20 protein-coding genes and 1 pseudogene are annotated in these 18,862 nt (G+C 70.8%); 5 read left to right on the forward strand and 16 right to left on the reverse strand.

What is annotated here, in order from left to right:
- Positions 1 to 10: 10 nt before the first annotated feature.
- From JIX56_RS43610 to JIX56_RS43640, 7 genes are all read right to left on the reverse strand, one after another.
- The gene (locus tag JIX56_RS43610) at positions 11 to 421 is read right to left on the reverse strand and encodes a PTS-dependent dihydroxyacetone kinase phosphotransferase subunit DhaM (protein WP_257549460.1); all 411 of its coding nucleotides are present in this window, start codon (positions 419 to 421) and stop codon (positions 11 to 13) included.
- Positions 414 to 1,031 (reverse strand): dihydroxyacetone kinase subunit DhaL, encoded by a 618-nt coding sequence (gene dhaL, locus JIX56_RS43615; protein ID WP_257549462.1) that lies wholly within the window; start codon positions 1,029 to 1,031, stop codon positions 414 to 416. Before dhaL ends, JIX56_RS43610 begins: the two co-directional genes overlap by 8 nt.
- A 44-nt stretch (positions 1,032 to 1,075) precedes the next feature.
- The gene (gene dhaK, locus JIX56_RS43620) at positions 1,076 to 2,068 is read right to left on the reverse strand and encodes a dihydroxyacetone kinase subunit DhaK (protein ID WP_257549464.1); all 993 of its coding nucleotides are present in this window, start codon (positions 2,066 to 2,068) and stop codon (positions 1,076 to 1,078) included.
- A 419-nt stretch (positions 2,069 to 2,487) separates the two neighbouring features.
- Positions 2,488 to 2,841 carry a hypothetical protein gene (locus JIX56_RS43625; RefSeq protein ID WP_257549466.1) on the reverse strand — a complete coding sequence of 118 codons (354 nt, stop codon included), beginning with the start codon at positions 2,839 to 2,841 and terminating at the stop codon, positions 2,488 to 2,490.
- 87 nt (positions 2,842 to 2,928) lie between these two features.
- The gene (locus JIX56_RS43630; protein ID WP_257549467.1) at positions 2,929 to 3,210 is read right to left on the reverse strand and encodes a hypothetical protein; all 282 of its coding nucleotides are present in this window, start codon (positions 3,208 to 3,210) and stop codon (positions 2,929 to 2,931) included.
- 37 nt (positions 3,211 to 3,247) lie between these two features.
- Positions 3,248 to 3,526, reverse strand: a complete 279-nt coding sequence (locus JIX56_RS43635; RefSeq protein ID WP_306819912.1) for an ArsR/SmtB family transcription factor — start codon at positions 3,524 to 3,526, stop codon at positions 3,248 to 3,250.
- Positions 3,527 to 3,588: 62 nt separating this feature from the next.
- Entirely contained in the window at positions 3,589 to 4,167 is a 579-nt protein-coding gene (locus tag JIX56_RS43640; RefSeq protein ID WP_257549469.1) for a TetR/AcrR family transcriptional regulator, read from the reverse strand.
- 91 nt (positions 4,168 to 4,258) lie between these two features.
- Between JIX56_RS43640 and JIX56_RS43645 the strand changes: the two genes are divergently transcribed.
- Positions 4,259 to 4,705, forward strand: a complete 447-nt coding sequence (locus tag JIX56_RS43645; RefSeq protein WP_257549471.1) for a DUF1772 domain-containing protein — start codon at positions 4,259 to 4,261, stop codon at positions 4,703 to 4,705.
- Positions 4,706 to 5,047: 342 nt separating this feature from the next.
- Here the strand turns inward: JIX56_RS43645 and JIX56_RS48220 are convergent.
- The 4 genes and pseudogenes from JIX56_RS48220 to JIX56_RS43665 all read right to left on the reverse strand — a co-directional run.
- Positions 5,048 to 5,297 (reverse strand): annotated as a pseudogene (locus JIX56_RS48220) (transposase); the annotation flags it as partial.
- 97 nt (positions 5,298 to 5,394) lie between these two features.
- The gene (locus JIX56_RS43655; RefSeq protein ID WP_257549473.1) at positions 5,395 to 7,302 is read right to left on the reverse strand and encodes a hypothetical protein; all 1,908 of its coding nucleotides are present in this window, start codon (positions 7,300 to 7,302) and stop codon (positions 5,395 to 5,397) included.
- A 507-nt stretch (positions 7,303 to 7,809) separates the two neighbouring features.
- Positions 7,810 to 9,150: an FAD-dependent monooxygenase gene (locus JIX56_RS43660; RefSeq protein WP_257549475.1), complete on the reverse strand. Its 1,341-nt coding sequence runs from the start codon at positions 9,148 to 9,150 to the stop codon at positions 7,810 to 7,812.
- A gap of 45 nt (positions 9,151 to 9,195) precedes the next feature.
- On the reverse strand, positions 9,196 to 10,416 hold the full coding sequence (locus JIX56_RS43665; protein ID WP_257549476.1) for an SGNH/GDSL hydrolase family protein: 1,221 nt from the start codon (positions 10,414 to 10,416) through the stop codon (positions 9,196 to 9,198).
- A 647-nt stretch (positions 10,417 to 11,063) separates the two neighbouring features.
- Between JIX56_RS43665 and JIX56_RS43670 the strand changes: the two genes are divergently transcribed.
- Positions 11,064 to 11,285, forward strand: coding sequence for a hypothetical protein (locus JIX56_RS43670; RefSeq protein WP_257549477.1), 222 nt, complete (start codon positions 11,064 to 11,066; stop codon positions 11,283 to 11,285).
- Between the two features lie 499 nt (positions 11,286 to 11,784).
- On the forward strand, positions 11,785 to 12,768 hold the full coding sequence (locus tag JIX56_RS43675) for a hypothetical protein (RefSeq protein ID WP_257549478.1): 984 nt from the start codon (positions 11,785 to 11,787) through the stop codon (positions 12,766 to 12,768).
- A 68-nt stretch (positions 12,769 to 12,836) separates the two neighbouring features.
- Here JIX56_RS43675 and JIX56_RS43680 read toward each other — a convergent pair whose 3' ends face one another.
- Together JIX56_RS43680 and JIX56_RS43685 are read right to left on the reverse strand one after the other, a co-directional pair.
- A complete protein-coding gene (locus JIX56_RS43680; protein ID WP_257549479.1) occupies positions 12,837 to 13,709 on the reverse strand; it encodes a GNAT family N-acetyltransferase in 873 nt (290 codons plus the stop codon).
- A 79-nt stretch (positions 13,710 to 13,788) separates the two neighbouring features.
- Complete coding sequence (locus JIX56_RS43685; RefSeq protein WP_257549480.1) at positions 13,789 to 14,619, reverse strand: alpha/beta fold hydrolase; 831 nt, start codon at positions 14,617 to 14,619, stop codon at positions 13,789 to 13,791.
- A gap of 346 nt (positions 14,620 to 14,965) precedes the next feature.
- Here JIX56_RS43685 and JIX56_RS43690 point away from each other — a divergent pair, with 346 nt between their 5' ends.
- Entirely contained in the window at positions 14,966 to 15,262 is a 297-nt protein-coding gene (locus JIX56_RS43690; protein WP_257549481.1) for a hypothetical protein, read from the forward strand.
- A gap of 866 nt (positions 15,263 to 16,128) precedes the next feature.
- Entirely contained in the window at positions 16,129 to 16,371 is a 243-nt protein-coding gene (locus JIX56_RS43695) for a hypothetical protein (protein WP_257549482.1), read from the forward strand.
- 97 nt (positions 16,372 to 16,468) lie between these two features.
- Here JIX56_RS43695 and JIX56_RS43700 read toward each other — a convergent pair whose 3' ends face one another.
- The 3 genes from JIX56_RS43700 to JIX56_RS43710 all read right to left on the reverse strand — a co-directional run bounded on the left by JIX56_RS43700 (position 16,469) and on the right by JIX56_RS43710 (position 18,861).
- Positions 16,469 to 17,038: a TetR/AcrR family transcriptional regulator gene (locus JIX56_RS43700; RefSeq protein ID WP_257549483.1), complete on the reverse strand. Its 570-nt coding sequence runs from the start codon at positions 17,036 to 17,038 to the stop codon at positions 16,469 to 16,471.
- 229 nt (positions 17,039 to 17,267) lie between these two features.
- Positions 17,268 to 17,990 carry a 4'-phosphopantetheinyl transferase family protein gene (locus tag JIX56_RS43705; protein ID WP_443032084.1) on the reverse strand — a complete coding sequence of 241 codons (723 nt, stop codon included), beginning with the start codon at positions 17,988 to 17,990 and terminating at the stop codon, positions 17,268 to 17,270.
- A 7-nt stretch (positions 17,991 to 17,997) separates the two neighbouring features.
- Complete coding sequence (locus JIX56_RS43710) at positions 17,998 to 18,861, reverse strand: metallophosphoesterase family protein (protein WP_257549485.1); 864 nt, start codon at positions 18,859 to 18,861, stop codon at positions 17,998 to 18,000.
- Position 18,862 lies beyond the last annotated feature (1 nt).

An 18,862-nucleotide genomic window follows, 5' to 3' on the forward strand; every position in this document is an offset into this window, starting at 1 on the left:
GCTCGGCGGGTCACTCCTTCCGATACGCGTACGCGTCCGAAGCCGCGCTCGCCACCGCCGCGAGGTCCGCGCCCGTCGAGGCCGTGACGACCGCGGCGACGGCGCCCTCGACGAACGGGGCGTCGACCAGGCGGGTGTGGGCGGGGAGTTCGTCGCCCTCGGCGAGGAGGGCCTTCACGGTGAGGACCGCGCTGCCGAGGTCCGTGAGGACCGCCACCCCGGCGCCGCGGTCGACGGAGGCGGCCGCCGCCGAGATCAGTTCGGCGCTGGTGCCCAGGCCGCCGTCCTCGGTGCCGCCCGCCGGGGCGACGGGAACGGTGGCGCCCGCACCCGCCAGCCCCTGCGCCAACTCGGCGACCGAGGCGGCGACGGCGGCGCTGTGGGACACCAGCACGATGCCGACGAGCTTCTCGTCAGACATCGGTGGCCTCCGGGGCCTCGGCGGCGGTGGCGAGGGCCGCGATCAGCAGCGCGGCGGATGTGGCACCGGGGTCCTGGTGCCCGATGCTCCGCTCGCCGAGGTAGCTGGCCCGGCCCTTGCGGGCCTGCAACGGCGTGGTCGCCAGGGCGCCTTCGTCGGCGGCGGCCCGCGCTGCGGTGAACGACTCGGCGAGCGCGTCCACGGCCGGGACCAGCGAGTCGATCATGGTCTTGTCGCCCGGCGCGGCTCCGCCCAGCGTCATCACCGCGTCGACCCCGGCGCGCAGTGCGTCCGTGAGCTGTTCCTCGCTCACCTCGGCGGCGTCGCCGAGCGCCTTGCCGGTACGGCGCAGCAGGGTGCCGTACAGCGGGCCGGACGCGCCGCCGACGGTCGAGATGAGCTGCCGTCCGGCGAGTATGAGGACGGCGCCGGGCGTGTCCGGCGCCTCCTTCTCGAGCACGGCCGCCACGGCGGTGAACCCGCGGTGCAGATTGCTGCCGTGGTCGGCGTCCCCGATGGGCGAGTCGAGCGCCGTGAGCCGCTCGGCCTCATGGGCCACCGAGGCCGCGGTGGCCGTCATCCAACGACGGAAGAAGTCGGCGTCGAGCACGTAATCTCCTTGCGTGGTATGAGAATCGACTGCCTACGGGTGCGTCACGCACCCCAGCGCAGTCCCGGAGTCCTCACCGGCGCGTCGTACAGCCGCAGCAACTCCTCGTCGACCTGGCAGAGCGTCACCGAGGCGCCGGCCATGTCGAGCGAGGTGACGTAGTTGCCGACGAGGGTGCGGGCCACGGCGACCCCGCGCTCGGTGAGCACGCGCTGCACCTCCGCGTTGAAGCCGTACAGCTCCAGCAGCGGCGTCGCGCCCATGCCGTTGACGAGCAGCAGCACCGGGTTGCGCGGGCTCATGTCGTCCAGGACGGCGTTCACCGAGAAGTCGGCGATCTCGCGCGAGGTCATCATCGCGCGCCGCTCACGTCCCGGTTCACCGTGGATGCCGACACCCAACTCCAGCTCTCCGGCGGGGAGATCGAAGGTCGGGCTGCCCTTGGCCGGTGTGCTGCAGGCGCTGAGGGCCACACCGAAACTGCGGGAGTTCTCATTGACCTGCCGGGCCAACGCCTCGACCCGCTCCAACGGCTGCCCCTCCTCGGCGGCGGCGCCCGCGATCTTCTCCACGAACAGGGTCGCCCCCGTGCCGCGCCGCCCGGCCGTGTAGAGACTGTCGGTCACGGCCACGTCGTCGTTGACCAGCACCTTGGCGATCCGGATGCCCTCGTCCTCGGCGAGTTCGGCCGCCATGTCGAAGTTCAGCACGTCACCGGTGTAGTTCTTCACGATGAACAACACCCCGGCCCCGCTGTCCACGGCCGCCGCGGCCCGCACCATCTGGTCCGGCACGGGCGACGTGAACACCTCACCGGGACAGGCCGCCGACAGCATCCCCGGCCCCACGAACCCACCGTGCAACGGCTCATGTCCCGACCCGCCCCCGGAAACCAGCCCCACCTTCCCGGCCACCGGCGCGTCCCGCCGCACCACCACCCGGTTCTCCACGTCCACGGTCAACTCGGGATGCGCGACCGCCATACCCCGCAACGCATCCGCGACAACGGTCTCCGCGACGTTGATGAGCATTCTCATGGGTACCTCCTGGTGAGATGAGTGGACGAGCCTCCGGCCCGCGGCTTCACAGGTCATCATGGGCTTGGCTGGTTGTCGATATCGGCGGTTCCCGGCGGTCGTTGGCGGGCTCTGGCGGTACTGATGCTGACTGAGTGCTGACTTTGATGACGGGGTGTCAGATATCTGGAGTGGTCGGGCACGGGGTCGGCGGGATCGCATCTGCTGGAAGTATCGACCTTGCAGCAGCGAAGGTCACGCGCATGCACGCTCATGAGCGTGCCAGGGTGCCTGAGGCTCTGCCGGTTGCGCCACGGGCGGTCCGGAATGAGGGTCTTCCCTGAGCTCGGCACGGACCGGGTGCACGACGGCTCGACCCGGCGCTGATGGGTGACCGATATTCCAGCGGGGCTCTGGCCGCGGATTCGTGATGCGGCCGGTCAGTGGTGACGCTCTTCGAGGATGTTGTTGTCCTCATCGGAGAGTTCGAGGTTGTGCTGCCAGCCGAGCCTGGCGAGAAGCCTCGTCAGGTCATCGATCCGCTGCGGGTCGATGACGCCGTTGATCAAGGTCGTCCCCTCGTCGGTCTTGTCGATTTCGACGTGGCACCAAGCGGTCTCGGCTTCAAAGGAGTACCAGGAGGCCGACCGTGTCCTCCAGCCGAGTGCGCCCAAGCGAGATGCCACCTGGGCCGGATCGATGCTCCCCCGGATGATGCCGCAGACGTTGTTGGCCATGTCTGCCAGAGCAGCGTCGAGCGGCTGGCCACTGTGATCGCTGGTAGGTATGCCCACCTGCGTAAGTATCGGGTACTCCGCGTTCATAACTGGGTAAGCACGGGTCCGGAGGAGTTCGAACGAGGCCGGCCATACATCGCTCGCTTAAGCGCTTTCACCCGGTTCACGTGCCCTTCGACGACACCGGAACTCCACGGCAGGGTGAGGCCCGCGGTCGCCGGCCGAGGCCAGCGGCTGGTCGAGGTCGGTGTCGCGGAAGCGGCGCACGGGCTTGCGGTCGAGGTTCAGGCGCCGGGCGATGGCACTGATCGCCCAGCCCTTCCCTAACAGGCCGTGGACGTCGTCGTAGCGGTGGCGGGTCCGCTCGATGATCCGGGTGTGGGGCAGTTCCGGCACCGGCAGCTCCGGCGCGATCGGTTCGGGCACTGCCCGCTCCATCACCGCCCGCTCGAAACGACGCCGATCAAGGGTTCAATGGCGGGTTCCGGGAAACGGAGTTCAGCAGTGCGGTGCCCAGGGACGTCACGGTGTGGAGCACCGCCTTGCCGTCCCGGCTGGTGGTGATCAGACTGGCGTTGCGCAGCACGGTCGCGTGCTGGTTCGCGGCCGCCGACGAAATGTTCAGGCGGCGCGCCAACTCTGTCGTGCTGCAACCTTCGGCGATCGCGTTCAGCGCTGCGGCCCGGGTGCGTCCCCGTAGGTCACCGAGCGCCTGGCCACCGGACTCGCTGACGTCCCACACGGCAGCGCCGGCCGTGGCATCGCCGATCGGGACCCCGGCCGCATGCCTGCTGGAGTGGTGTGTCAGACCTTGGCGAGCCGGTCCACCAGCAGCTCCACCCGGCGCTCGGTGTCCTCCGGCGGGAGCCGTCGCGCCCGGGTCAGCGTGGCCAGTCCGTGCAGGGCCGCCCAGAACACCTCGGTGAACAGTCCCGGGTGGACGCCGTCCCCGGCTACCTCGCCGAGAGTCTCCAGCAGAGCGGCGAAGGCGTCCTTCAGTGGCTCGGGGGTGTCCTCGTGCGCGAACGCCAGGCCGCCGTCGAGCTGGAACATGGCGTCGTAGACCGCCGGGTTGCGTTCGGCGAAGTCGAGGTAGGCGCGGGCCAGGGCGGTGACCCGGGTGCGGAGGCCGTCCGCGGCGGAGGTCGCGCCCCGCAGCGCCGCGGCCATCTCGGCGGCACCCTCGAGGGCGACGGCGCCGATGATCTCGCGCTTGCCGCGGAAATGGCTGTAGAGGACGGGCTGGCTGTACTCGATGCGCTCGGCGAGCCGGCGGGTGGTGACCGCGTCCCAGCCCTGCTGCTCGGCGAGTTCGCGGGCTGTCGCCACGATGAGGCGTTCACGCTCCGCCCGTTCGCGCTGCTTGCGTTCCTGTACCGACATGATGTGATCCTAGCACTGCTAGACAATCGAGCGGCAGTAGCATTAGCGTTGCTTCATCATCTAGCGGCGCTAGATCCCTGGAGGGGTCATCATGCTCAACGCACTCGAGGTGTTCACCACCGTGGTCGTCGGCCTGATGGTGGGGGTGGAGTTCTCCGTCGCCTTCGTCATCAACCCGATCCTCAACGCCCTCCCCGAGGACAGCGGCGTGCTCGGCCGCGCCCACGGGGGCCGGATGCTCGGCGCCCTGATGCCGGTCTGGTACATCACCTCGCTCGTCCTCACCGCCGTCTGGGCCGTCGCCGGATGGCCCGCCTCCGGCGCCGGCCTCGTCGTCATCGCCGCCGCGCTGCTGATCCTGAGCGTGATCATGTCGCTTCTGCTGCTCGTCCCGATCAACAACCGGAGCAAGACGTGGACCCCCGAGAACCGGCCCGAGGACTGGAAGGAGCAGAAGAACCGCTGGGACCGCTTCCACTACGTCCGCGTCGCCGTCATCATCGCCGCCTTCACCCTGCTGGTCGCCGCCCTCGCCTGAGCCCGCGGGCCGACAGCGCGCTGGTGGCACACGATCCCCGTTCCCCGGGCGGCAGCGGGCCACCGAACACTCCCGACATCCGGGAAGCGACTGCCGCAGACAGCCCACAACTGTGATCCCGACAAGCTCCGTCCCTCGATACAAGCTCCGTCCCTCGATGGCCTGCGCGGCTTGCGGCTCTGGTTCGGGTGAGGTCTTTGATCCAGATCGCCGAGGCACGCAGGTGAAGCCCGGCGAGGCAGCTTTCCGGGGTCTTGTCGTACCGGGTCGCGATGCCCCGCCACGCCTTGAGCTTGTTGATCAGGCGCTCGACGGTGTTCCTCTCCTTGTAGGGCTCGGCGCCGTGGTCGACGGCTTCGCAGCCTCTGCTGTCAGCCCCTCCAACAGGGACTCGAAGACACCGGCGTCGCGCCACTGCCGGAAACGGTTGTGGACGGTCGACCGGGCACCGAAGTCGGTGGCATTTCCCGCCACTGCCCGCCCATCCGAAACCGCCACATGCCCCCTCGAACTGCTGCCGCAGCCGCACCGGGTACGGGCCGTACTCGCCGATCGACAGGTACGGCTCGATGAACTCCCGCTCATTGATCACAACCCGATACGTGCCCTGGTGGGGCCAACTCGAGCCGGGCGGGGGTGTGTCGGAGTTCAGGTCAGACCGTCACGGCCGCCGTGCGGGGTGGCGGTGTTCAGCGCGGGGCTGTCGCGGCCGCAGCCAGGATGCGGTGCAGGACGGGGACCGGGATCGCCGGGTTGGTGACCGCCGCGCATGCCGTGTCGCGGTCGTGCAGCAGCCCGGCCAGGACACGGGCCGGCAGCCGCGGATTGCGCACCGCGGTCCCGCGGACGTAAGCCTCGGGGTCGTTCAGCAGCCGCACCGCGTCGGCCGGTGACAGCCGGGTGTCCTCGGCCGCGCGACGGCGCACCTCGGCTTCTGGGTCGCGGGCGAGACGTGCGACGTCGGCAGGCGTGGACTCCGGATCGTCCAGGGCCAGGCGGCGCATCCGCCCACCGGGGTCGCCGGCGTAGCGCAGCAGGCCCGTACGGGGGAAGTTGGGGTGGCTGCGGGGCCGGTCGGGGTGACTGAAGCTGCCGTCCCACCAGCGCCAGACCTCCAGCAGCATCTCGGCCGGCGCGTCATCGCACGATTCGGCGAGGAACAGGCGGACCGTCCGGTCCTCGTCCCGCGCCAGACGCTCCACGACGTCCGGCGGAAGACGCCGGGCACGGGCCACGCTTCGGCGGATGAGCGGATGGGACGATACGGCGAGGCGGCGCATCGCTTCGGCGTCACCGTGCAGGCCCTTGACCCAGGGCAGAGTGCGCGACATCGACGTCGGGTCGAAGTCGTAGCGCACCGCGGCACGCTGCTCCTCGTTGAGGTCGGGCCGCAGTGCCACCGCCGAGCGGATGTCGTCGTACGGGTCCTCCGCCAGGACGGCGACGCCGTGTGCACTGAGCCGCGGGTTGGCGGCCAGCGTTCGGCGTACCTCCGCGTCCCCGTCCCGGACCAGCTCCGCCTCCAGCTCGGGCGAGAGACGGCACTGTTCGAGCGCGCGCCGGGGCACGGGCAGCGCGGCGAAAACCTCGCGAGGCATCGGGACGTCGGTGTGGTGGGCGAGCAGCGCCGTCGTACGCACCGCGTCGTCGGTGTCGGCCAGCAGTCGCGCCCGCAGCGGCGCGGCGAGGTCTTGCCATCGGGCGCAGGCAGTCGCCCGCACCCGGGGATCGGCGTCGGCCGCGAGGCTGGGGAGGTGGTGTGCGGGGAGCCCCGGGAGTTGGGCGGCCTGAGCGCGGGACGGGCCGGCGAGGAGGTCGTCGTACAGGTCCCCGGGGAGTTCGACGCCCCAGGCGCAGGCATGCTCGGCCCAGAGCACGCGCCGGCTCGGCGACGGTTCGGCGCGGACCAGGCGTACCCACTGATCGGACGTGAGCTTGGGCCGGAAGGTGTCCGCGGGCATCGAGCGCACCCGCGGATCGGGATGCGCCACGGCGGCGTCGAGTACTGCGGGCCGGTCGCAGCCGTCCAGGAAGCCCCCCTCCACATCCAGCAGCCGGATCAGCAGCTCGTCCGGCGCGGCCGGATTGGACCCGATCCCCTCCACCCAGTGCAAAGGCCATGCCGGCCGGCCGGGCACCGCCGCCCACGCCTCGGCGCGCTCGACCTCCGTCTCGCGCCCGGCGGCCGCGGCGGCCTCCTCCAGCCGCTCCGGCAGTCGGTCGAGGGCCGTCACCCGAGGCCCGTCCGCACCGGGCACCTCCGCCAGCAGCACCTGCCCGTCGAGGGAGAGCGCCACGAACCCGGGGTCGCCGGTCAGCCCCGGCACACCGCCGGCGTAGCGGACCCGGGTCCACCAGGAGTCGTTGCCGCCGATCCGATGTCCGAGGACGGCCACCAGGAACTCGCCGTCGGCATCTGCGAGGCGGCGCCACCACGCGGCGTCGAGCGCTTCCCGGACCGCGCCGTCCGGCGCCGCGATCCCCCGCGCGATCCGCCAGCCGGCCTCCGGCGGGAACAGGCTGCCCGGCCGCACGTCCTCGACGACCGTGAGTCCGGCGCACGGGAGCAGTTCGTGGAGTTTTTCTCGGCGCTGCACGCGGTCATGATCCCCGCCGACTCGCGGTGGGACAAGGCCCTCAGCCCAGGCGCAACCGGCCCTCACCCGCGCACACGTCATTGGCTGCGATGTCGTTCGGCCCCGCCCGGTTCGGGTTGGCCCCTCTGGGACTTGTCCGGGCGATCTCAGGCGCCGTCGCGTCAGAGACCGCCCGACAAGTCCTGGTTGAGCTCGGCGGCGAGGGGCGCAACCATGGCGTTCCTGCCGGGCCGGCTGAGGGCTAGGGGGTGTTTTGAAAGTCCAGCGTGGCGCCCGCGAGCACGAGCACCGCCACTGCCGCTCTGATACCTCGCATCATGTCCCCCTTCGACGCGCTTGGTCGCATAACTCTGACGCCGGGTGAGACGGCCGGCAGCACCGGAAGGTTGTAGTCCAGATGGGGCAAATGGGGAATCTTGCCATCCGTGAGATTCCCTCTCCACGGAAGTCGGCACAGCTCCGCAGGCAGCGTGAACCGCCGCGCAGTGCCAAGGCCAAGGCACGCGATCACAGCAACCCTGCGGCCTGCTCAAGACATGCCCGGTCAGCAGCGCTGATCAGTCCGGCCGGCAACCTGGTCAGCAAGCTCGCGTGCTCGGCGAAGACGGCCCTGCACTGCTCACGTTCCGGATGATCACCATCACAACCGAAGATCAGTACCGCCTTGTCGTCACCCGCATCGACTGGCCGGGAGAACTCGGCGGCAACGAGGAGGATGTCGAGCAGCTCGGACCGGACGGGAACCCGCGGTTCGGCCACGAGGCGGAGCAGGAACGGCAGAACTGCCGGCATCGCAGCGCTCATCTGGAAGACGTTGTCCATCAGGACATTGGTGAGCACTCGCTTGGCCTCAGGAGCAGCGACCGGATCGAGCAGACCACGCAGCACGGCTGGTATCGCGGCGGGACATCCAGGAATCTCGGACCAGGCGACCTCGTCACAGCCGCGAAGTGCAGGATGCCTGCTGTCGGCTTGGACTACTGGCGAGTAGTCGCGAAGAAACCTGGCGACCTCCGCTTCCTTGGCCGCCGCGTCCCACACGCACATCCTTGTAGCCCCCATGTCGCACGACGCAGTTCTCCGACCGGCCCTCACATCATTGGCACTCTCCCCGGCCGACCTCTCGTGCGCAAGCACAGAACGACGCCGCGACGATCCGCCTCTCATCGCCGGCATGGGCGACAGCCGACACCCGTTCGCGCGCTGCAGCGTGGCGGGGTCGGCGACGGCGGCGAGCATGGTGTAGCCGGTGAACAGTGGTTGAGTGCCGGTGAACTCGAAGCCCGCGAGGCCGCGCACCGTGCTGCGTCCTCCGTCGCAGCCGACAAGCCAGCGCGCCGCACACTCGTCCTCCCCAGCCTGTACAAGGACGCCCTCCGCATCCTGTCGCAGGCCCGTGACCTGCCTTCCGCGGCGAATTTCCCCCCCGACCTCGGCCGCCCGCCCGGCCAGAACCGTCTCGACCGCTTCGAGACTGGTCATCACGCCTTCCAGCACGGGGCTGGGAAGCCGGTACGGCAGGGCGTCGGCGGCGATGTCGGCCGGATCGAGCATCATGCCGGCGAACTGGCTCACGCTTCGCGGCGCCGGCGCCACCTGCGCCTCGGGATCGGCACTGCCATAGCTGTGGGCGCCGGACGCGGTCAGCAGCGGCCGCAGCATCCCGCGGCGGTGGAACACCTCGACCGACGCTGCGGACAGGCCTCGCATACCCAGGGGAAGCGCCTTCCAGGGGGTGCCTGTCTCCGGCTCCTGCTCCAGGACCAGGACGTCGCACCCCGCGAGACCGAGCTCACAGGCCAGGAGCAGTCCGACGGGACCTGCGCCCGCGATCACTACGTCATGCACAAGATTTTCCCTTCATCTCAACGATCACCGATGCGTGAGTGGGCGTCACCGGAACAGCGTCAGGTCGATCGAGTCGCCAAGGACCCGACAGCCTGCGTCGCTGCCGTGCAGGTGATCGCCCGCATGGAGTCCGTCCTGGATACGGGCGGGGTGGGCCGGGTCGCGCCAGACGGCGTCGAAGTCGAGGACCGCGTCGAAGGCGCCGTTGGTGCGGATCCACTCGTTGACCGCCCGGCGTACGCGCTCGCCTTCCGGCGTGAAGATCTCGTCGCCCTCGTAGGGAGTGAGTGTGGCGCCGTAGACCCGCACCCCGCGGGCCCGGGCCCGGGCGACCAACTGGACGTAGCCGGCGATGAGGTCGTCGGCCGTCACCGGCGCGCCGGGGAACATGGCGAGGAAGTCGTCCGACGGGCCGCTGCCGTCCTGGGGCGGGTAGGAGACGCCGATGTCGCCGAGCCCGATGGCGATGACGACGTAGCCGAGCCCCGGAGTGGCCAGCACATCACGATCGAAGCGGGCCAGCACCGCCTCACCCAGGCCCTCGTTCAGCATCCGGTTTCCACTGATCCCCTGATTGGAGACGTGGGCGGTGCGTCCGTTCTGCTCGGCCAGGCGTTCGGCCAGGCGGTCCGTCCAGCGGCGATGGGTGTCCGGGGTGGTGCCGGAGCAGTCGGTGTTGGAGTCGCCGATGATCGCGATCGCGGTGGCCGGACCGTCGGGGAGCACGTCGATCGCGGAGACAAGGGCCTGCAGCGGCAGGGACGTGGCCTCCGCCGGGAGGGTGAGGGCGGCGACGGCGTTGCCCGGGATGCTCCATGAGGTCTGTACGCCCATGGCATGACAGGTGGTGCTCTTGACGGCGTCGGGCAGGTAGAGGCTGATGGACAGCTCGGACAGGGCGGGCAACGGCAGCTCGATCGGGTCGCTGAGCATCGGCGCGCCGACTGGGACGGTGGCGCCCGGCTTGCCGGCGAAGGTCAGCACCCGGTCGCTGCCCGGCCGGACACTGCCGTCGGGCGCGGCGAAAGCGATCTGCGCCGCCCCGATGATCAGGGGCTCGGTGCCGTACTCGTTGGTGAGGCGGAGGCGCACCTGGTTCCCGCCCCCGCTGATGCGCACCACCTGGCGCAGGGTCGTGTCGGCGAACGAGGGAAGGGGCCCGAATTCCTCGATCGGTGCGTGGGGTGCGGCCCCCCACGTCCGTACCCAGGCATGCTCCGTGGTGTGGCCCTTGCCTGCGGCCGTAGTGCTGGTGGTCCCAGTCATCGCGTCTCTCCATTCTCGGGTGGGGCAGTCCGGCGTCATCGCGGCGCTCGTGGTGTCGGCCGCACCATCCACACACTGGCGAGGGCCGCTCACACCGGGCACACACCGCGCTGACACGAGCCCCATGGGGATCAGCCGGCGTGTGCACGGCCATGTCAGCGCTGTGCACACGCCGGCGGCTTCGATTTCGTGGCGGCTGGGGCCACTGGGGCCACTGGGGCCACTGGGGCGGTTGGGGCGACTGGGGCGGCACGGAGACTGGGCGCACATTTGGCTCGCCGGCTGCGCTCGCGCGAAGATCAGCCCATGGATGGGGACGCGCGGCTTCGCATCACGTTGCTCGGCACGTTCCAGGCATCTCGTGGTGACCGTGACTTGTCTGTTCCAGGGACCCGTCTCCAAGGGCTGGTGGTACGTCTCGCGCTCGCCGGTGGGCGCGCGGTCGCCCAGAGCATCCTCATCGACGCGATCTGGCCCGAGAACCCTCCGGCCGGTCCCGCACATGCCCTGCAGGCGCTTGTGTCGCGCCTTCGCCGGGCGCTCGGCTCCTCTGCCGCGGTCAATGCAGGCCGCAGGCGGCTACCGGCTGGATGTGGCCGCATCCGACGACGAGCCGGGCGCCGCACACGCGCCAGGATCTGCCCGTCGTGGCGACCGTGGCAGTGACCGTCGCCGGCCTCGCGGAACTGCACGAGCGCCACCGCGACGCGGCCGCCACACTCGGCGCGGCCGCCCGCCTCCGCGGCGCCCACGACCCCACGGACCCGCACATCCACACACTGAGCACGCGCACCCGGACGGCCCTCGGTGACAAGGACCTCGCCCGGGGTACACAGCGGGCTGGCAACTGGATGTATCGGCCGCCCTGATCCGCGTCGATCCAGCTCTGGTACGTCCCACGCCCCCTTTCGAAGGCCACAGCGCAGCAATCGATCGGCGCCGCGATCCGTAGCACTCGGGAAGGTGCCGATCACCTTTCAGCTGGCGCACAGTGACAGTTCGCCTCACCCTCGGCCGCAAAACTCCGGGCGAAGGTCTTGGCTGCATCCCGCGCACCAGTCAGGCCGGTCGTCTCCAGGGCGTGCAGCCGTACGGCCATGGCGTGGGAAGAGAACTCGTCATCGTGACCCCTTTGGCGCAGTGGCTGCGGGAGCACCGGGTGACTGAGGCCGACATGCGCGGCGCGACGGAACGGACGCGCTCATCGAACCGGCCGGCCTCTTCGGCGCAGTCGGCCGCCACATCGTGTCGGGTGAGCCGGGCGGGGCTGGAGATGCGGAAGTGGTCATACGTGGTCACTGTGGGACAGGGTGCGGACCGGTTACCGGCCGATCCACGCCGAGCATCGGACTAGCCGAAGGAAACGTGATGGCCGTAGCTTCAGACATGCTCGTTCCGGCGCTGCTTGAGGTCCGCAAGGCCGAAGTCGCGCTGGCCAACCGCTTCAGAGCCCACCTCGCGGGCACGCCCGCCGGGGAGTACCGGGAGGTCCTGGAGCGTCGCGCCGGCGACGCCCGGGGGCACATCTACCGCATCGACGAACGTCTCGGAACCCTGCGGTCCCGCGGACTGGTGCAGACCGCGCTGGGAAACGCCTGGCGCCTGACCGGGCAGGCCGCCCGGCTGCCCATCGACGTGACCATGGCCGTTCCCAACGCCGTGCTCCGAGGGCGGGGAACGGCGACGGAGCACCAGCTGCTGAAGAACGTCGAGGACGAGTACGCGGTCACCGCGTTCGCCATGGCCATCTGCCGGGCGGCCGAGCGTATCGCCCAGGAGACCCAGGACGCCGCCAGCTCGGAGCTGCTCAGTTCGATCCGTCGCGACCACGAGGAGGCGCTGGAAGAGCTCGGCGGCAGTCTCGAGCAGCGCGCCGAGGCCGCGATGGTGGCCGCTCAGACCACGGACGGTTCGAAGGCCACGGGCGCTGCCCATGCGGTGCGCGCCTGGAGCAGCTGGCTGCGGGAGACGGCCGAGCGCATGCCGGGTGCGGACCGGCTCCAGGGGGCACCCGAGGGGGCCCTGATCAGGGACTTCGAGTTGCCGGTCCCCGACTACCGCAGGCTCGGCACGAGGGAGATCCTCGAGCGGCTCCCGTACCTGACCCAGGGGGATCTGGCCGCGGTCGGCGCGTACGAGCGTGCCCATGCGGCCCGCCCCGCGATCCTGAGCCGGATCGCTGATCTGCTCGGGCCGGAGCCCTGGCCCGGCTACGACAGCATGAACGAGGACGAGATCATCAAGCGGCTCGGTGACGCGCAAGAGGGCATCACCCGGCGGGTGCTGACCTACGAGCGTCGTCACCGGACACGCTCCAGCATCCTCTCCGCCGCGGAACGCATCCCCGCCTGACCCGCCCGGGATCGGGCAGGGTCCCGTCGTGACAGCGGTCCTTTCGGGGCCGCTGTCACACCCCCGGCTCACGCGGGGTGTCGGCACTGGTAGGTCCACAGCTGGTCGACGAGGGTGAAGCCGAAGGAGTCGAAGAGCCGGGGCGCGGCCTGGCTGTCCTGTCCGGCGTGCGCGGGGTCGTCGACGACGAGGGCGACCTCGGTCGCACCTCGCTCGGCCAGCAGCGACAGGGCCTGGCCGAGCAACTCGTGGCCCAGGCCGCGGCGGCGGTGAGTGGGCAGGGTCTCGATCCAGTACACGGTCGCGGTGCGGTCGGGTCCCAGGCTGATCACGGCTTCCGCGACCGGCTCGGCCGCCTCGCGGACGATCAGCCGCTGGCCTTGGGGGAAGCCGCAGGGGACGACATCGGCGACCGGTTCGGCCGGCGGGAGCTCGGGGGACAGCGCGCAGTACAGATAGCGGCCCTGGCAGCGGCCGGTGAAGCCACTGTGCAGCAGGACGTCATGGGTGGCGCCGCGGTGGGCGCGGGGCAGACCGCCCGGTCCCAGCGGACCTGGGGGACCGCCGACGAATGCCTCGATCAGCGAGCAGTGGGCGAGCGAGGCGAGGGCGTGCTCGATCAGGGCACGCAGGGCAGAGGGTTTCTCGTGGGCGTGGACCCAGCAGATCACCCCGGTGTGCACATCGGCCCATGACAGATACGCGATGGCCCCTTGAGGCCGGTCCCCGGCACCGGCCAGGACACTGATCTGAGGCCGGTCCCGTACCGCCCAGCCGACCGGAGGAACAGGACCGCAACGCGAGGCGGCCATCCTTTCCGGGGTGCAGGGCGGCTGTCCCGGCAGCCGCTCGGCATCGATCAGTTCTCGCACCCGCGGTTCGTCGTCGGGACGGAACGGGCGCACCGTCGGCCCGTTCTCGGGGCTGGGCGAAGAGACCATGGTGTCCGTCCGCAGAGGTGCTGACGTGTTTCCCGGTTTGCCGGCTCTCCTTCAGCCTCCTCCCGTTCTGTCCCTGCTGTCACGGGGAATCGGCGACTGTGTCGCGGGCGACCTGCCCACCGGGTCGCGGACCGTCGCCGTTCGGTGTACATACGGCGAACATGGCCTGGGCTGCGGCCAGCAGCGCGCGCGTCTCGTCGATGACCGGCCGGTGAAGGGGCAGCGTCAGGTGGCCGACGCCCGGCACCAGCACATTGCGTGCCTTGAGGTCAGGATGGTCGATGCGGCCCCTGGTGGCGGGGATGACGGCCTCGTCCAGATCGCTGTAGAAGGCCACGAACTGGGTGCGGCATCCCGGAGCGGGTTCGGCGAGTTCGGTCAGCAGATCGCTTCCCGGCCGTAGCTGGCGCAGCAGCGGATGGGCCGGGGCCAGCAGGGCGGTGGCGGTTCCGCCGTGCGGCGTCGCCAGCGTGATCACCAGCGGCACGTGCGCGTCACCGCCGAGCCGCTGCACGTAGTAGCGGGCGATCAGCCCGCCCAGGCTGTATCCGATCACGACCGCGGTCCGCCCCCCGCCGTGGGCACACGCCTGCTCGACGCGCTCGCCCATCGCCCGGGCGGCCGTGCGGATGTCCTGGCCGAACGCGTTGCACGCGACCGGGATGAAGGGCCCCACGCCGTCCCCGCGCAGCTCGCGCTCCAGCGGCGGGATGACCGATGCGCCGTCGGCCAGCCCGTGCACCAACAGCACGGGAATACCCGAATCGGCGGGGAACGGGTCACCCGGGCCCGTCGGCCGCCCGTGCAGGGCACGGTCCAGCAGCCCGGTCAGCTGTCCGACGCCATCCGCGGCCAGGTCGAGCGGGAGCCGGGCCAGGCGTACCACCGCCCTGCTCGCCTCGACACCCACACCGCGCGCCGGTGACAGCCCCGGCACTGTCAGCTGTGGCCTGAGAGGAATGCCCGTGGCCGTTCACCTCCCCTGCACGAATCGCGCCTGTCCTGCCTGGCGGAGGAGCTGGACATGGAGCACTACATGGGAAACATCGCGAAATTCTGCTTGATTCCGCCATTCGCTACGGTTCACTGTGGATGAAGTCGGTCACAGATGCCATTCGAGAGGCCCTGCCCCCGGGGAGTCGCGGCCCCGGAACCGCGCCAGCGAAGCGAGAGCCCCGCAGGCACAAACGGCTCCTCGTCCCTACGGTGGTTCCAAGGGGCCGTCGAACCGGCCCGGCGTTGCGGAGGAGGCTGCGATGGAGGAGCACTTCGTCTGGGTGACCACGCGCCGCCTTCGGCCGGGCACCCTGGAGGAGTTCGAGAGTGCATGGCGCCCCGAGCCCTCCCCACGGGGTCTGCGCCGTGCCTTCGCCTACTGGTCGAAGGACGGACAGGAGATCACCGGGGTGTCCTTCTGGGACTCCGAGGAGGCCTGCGACTCCTGGCGGGACTCCGAATCGGAGAAGCAGCGGCGTGCGGCCATGGCCCCGTACGTCGCCGAGGAGCGGGAGGGCTTCTACCACGGCCGTGAACTCGCCGTCCCCCACCGATAGCTGTCAGCGATCCGGGCACGAAGTCCGGGCCGGCCGAGCCCATGGTGAGCGTCTCAGGGCCGCTCGGCGCTGTCACGATCGGCTACCTGTGTCCCCGATGCTGTTTGTCCCGTCCTGCCCAGCACGCTGCGGGACGCCGCTTTCCGTCGTGGCGCGCTCCGCTCCAGTGAGCGGACCATCACTCCCACAGGCCACCGCTTCCACGGACGCGGCCCCCGAGCGCACGCGGGCGATCACGTCGACAAGCTGATCACGCAGCAGCGTACGGGCGCCGGGGCTGATGCTCCGAGCAAGCGAGCTCCAAGCAGGGGCCGCGGACGGCACAGCGTCACCACAAGGAGGTTCCACAGACGGCACAACGCGCAATCCGGACCAACGACAACGCCGTAGCGCCGTCATCACACCAATGGCCCAGTTCGTTGTCGGTAACCTCCCTGCCGTGCGAGATATTGCGGCGGTTCTGGGCAGGGTCGATCACGGTCAAGCAGCCGCCCGGCACCGGGTTCAACGAGGTCGTCTTCGCGGGCGACCCGTCCGTACTGACCGTGGTTCCCGCGCCCGGGCCGCTGCCACGGGTCGCGTTGCGCCTTCCCAGCCGGCCGGCGCCGGGCAGTTTCCCGGCACCGGCCGACGGATCCGCCGGCGCACGGGCACTGCCGGCGTTGACGGGCCTGGCTGATGTCGGGAAGCGCCTGCGAGCAGACCTCAAGAAGCGTGGCCTGGCCACTCGATGGGAGACAACAGCCCACGGGGGACGGACAGCCTCGGCCGTGTGGCAAGTCAGTCAACTACGCACAGCCTCCTGGTTCGTGGCCGAGTCCGGGCTTCCCTTCACAGCCTGGCCCCGAAAGACCGCCAAGCAGGCTGTGACCGCCTTCAGGACCGCCGCCAAGAGCCTCGACCGCAGCAGCACAGCCGACACCGATGGGCACGCCGCCGCCCGAGAGGCCATCGAGGGGTTCACCCGCGCGCTCAACGGGATCGACGGCATCCACACGGCCGAGCGTGAGGACGCCGCCACCGCCGTACTCCAACTCGCCCGACTCGCCTCCCCGCGGATCCCCGCACACGAGGCCCTGGCCTGGTTCGACCGCAGCCGCGCGTTCTGACGGCAACGGGCTACCCGGTGGGAGCCGCTCCGGCTGCCGGAGACAGGCATCAGCCCGGAGAGCGCAGCGGTCACCGGGCCGCGCCGAAAAGGGTGCGTCAGCGTACGCCTGCCGCGGCGAGCAGGGTGGTCACGGTGGGTGCGACGAGCCCGGTGAGCGTGTCGGCTCCGATTCCCGCGCGGGCGCTGGCGCCGTCGAAGACCAGGATGAGCTGCCGGGCCAGCAGGTCGGGATCGCTCGCCCCGCCCTGTTCGGCCTCGGAACGGAAGAACGCCGTCAGGTTCGCCTTGATCCGGTGGGCCACCCGGCTCGCGGGGTGGTTCTGGTCCTTGAGCTCGATCTGAACCGCCAGGTACCGGCAGCCCCGGAACTCCGGTGTAACCGCCTGCGACTCCACCCGTTCGAAGACGTGCAGGATCCGCTCGCGGGGTGACCGGCCGTCGTCCGGCGCGGGCAGGAGGGTCGCCACATAGGCGGAGGCACGCTCCTCCAGGCTCGCTGCCAGCAGTTCGTCCTTGCTCTCGAACAGCTGGTACAGGGAACGCTTCGACACCCCCGCCGCCTTGCACAGCGCCTCGACGCCGATACCGACACCGTCCCGGTAGGTGAGCGTGGCCGCCGCCTCCAGCAGCCGCTCTCTGGTACTTGGCTTCACTTCCGTCGTCATACAGCGAGGTTAACTCGATGCGGACCAAATGGAAACCGATCGGTTTTAGGCTCGGTCAATGGCCCGGTCCCGGCTGACGCGGCCATCATCACCCGGCCCCGGGGCAGGCCGGCGTCGGCCCGGGCGTCGTGGAGAGGATCGAGCGGAGGCCGCTGGTGAGCTGCCGCAGTGGCTCGAACTCCGGCGCGGTAGCCCGGCGTCCTGCCGGCGGTCGCGCTCGGTGTGTCGCCTACCGGGGGCGCGTCGTGGGCACGGCGATGGCGGTGACGACGAGGCCCGCGCGTATCAGCCAGTGGCCCCGCAGCGTGGCGAGGGACCGGCCGTCGGAGGCCGTCGGAGCGGGCACCAGGATCCTGGCCGTGAAGGAGCCGGTGCCGGGAGGCCGCCCCGCCGCGTCCGGTGTCAGGACGATGTCGGCGTCCTCGAACTCCAGCGGGCGCCGGGTCAGCGGGAACCAGGACTTGTAGACGCTCTCCTTCGCGGAGAACAGCAGCCGGTCCCAGTGCACGTGGGGCAGTGCGCGCGTCAGCGTCCGGTGTCGCTCGCGTTCCTCCGGCCGGGCGATGGCCTCCAGGATCCCGTCCGGGGTCGGGGCGTGCGGCTCCGCGTCGACCCCCAGGGCGAGGACCTGGGCGGTCGTCGCCACGGCGGCCGCCCGATAGCCGGCGCAGTGCGTGATGCTGCCCAGCGTGCCCACGGGCCACCGGGGGCAGCCCCGGTCGTACGGCAGCAGGGGCGCTTCCGGCACCCCGAGGGCCGACAGCGCCCGGCGGGCACAGGTCCGCCCGTCGACGAACTCGTCCCGCCTGGCCGCGACCGCGTCACGCACCAGGACGGCCTCCTCGGGGAAGAGGCGTCCGGTCGCGGGCGGGCATCCGGAACCCACGTCCGGACCGCCGCCCGGGAAGGTCTCGGATACGGCGACCGACGCCGGCACCAGTTCCCGGAGCACCACGCGATCACCCGGCCCATTCCGCGGTCGCGGGAACCGACGCCGGAAGGATGTCGCGCAGGAGGCCACGCGGATGGCCGCGGCGCCGCCACTCGCGCGGGTAGCCGATGGAAACCTCCTCGAACCGGACGCCGTCATGCGTCGTCGTACGGGGAATGTGCAGATGCCCGTAGACGACGGCCGCCGCCCGGAAGCGGACGTGCCAGTCGGCGGTCAGTTCCGTACCGCACCACAGCGCGAACTCCGGGTACCACAGCACCCGCGTCGGCTCACGCAGCAGCGGCCAGTGGTTGACGAGCACCGTGGCCGCCGAGGGATCGAGCCCGGTCAGCCGGTGCTCGGTCTCCGCCACCCTCGCCCGGCACCACGACGCACGGTCCGGATAGGGGTCGGGGAAGAGCCGGAACTCGTCGCTGCAGACGACCCCCGCCTCGTACGCCCGTTCCAGGGCCTGCTCCGTGGTGGTGGTTCCCTCGGGGCGGAACGTGTAGTCGTACAACAGGAACAAGGGGGCCACGACCACCGGTCCGCCCGGGCCCCGCCACACCGGGTAGGGGTCCTCAGGGGTGACGACTCCGAGCCCGCGGCACAGGTCCACCAGGTGGCGGTAGCGGGCCTCGCCGCGCAGCCGGAGCGTGTCGTCGTCGACGGTCCACAGCTCGTGGTTGCCCGGCACCCAGATCACCTTGGCGAACCGGCGGGACAGCAGGCCGAGCGCGTGCTCGATGTCCGCGGCCCGCTCGGCCACGTCACCGGCGACGATCAGCCAGTCCTCGTCGGTGCCCGGGCGGAGCCGGTCGAGGTACTGCCGGTTCTCCTCGTACGAGATGTGAAGATCGCTGACGGCCAGCAGCCTCGGTCGTGGCGCCATG

It is taken from the genome of Streptomyces sp. CA-210063 (genome assembly GCF_024612015.1).
Classification (GTDB): Bacteria; Actinomycetota; Actinomycetes; order Streptomycetales; family Streptomycetaceae; genus Streptomyces.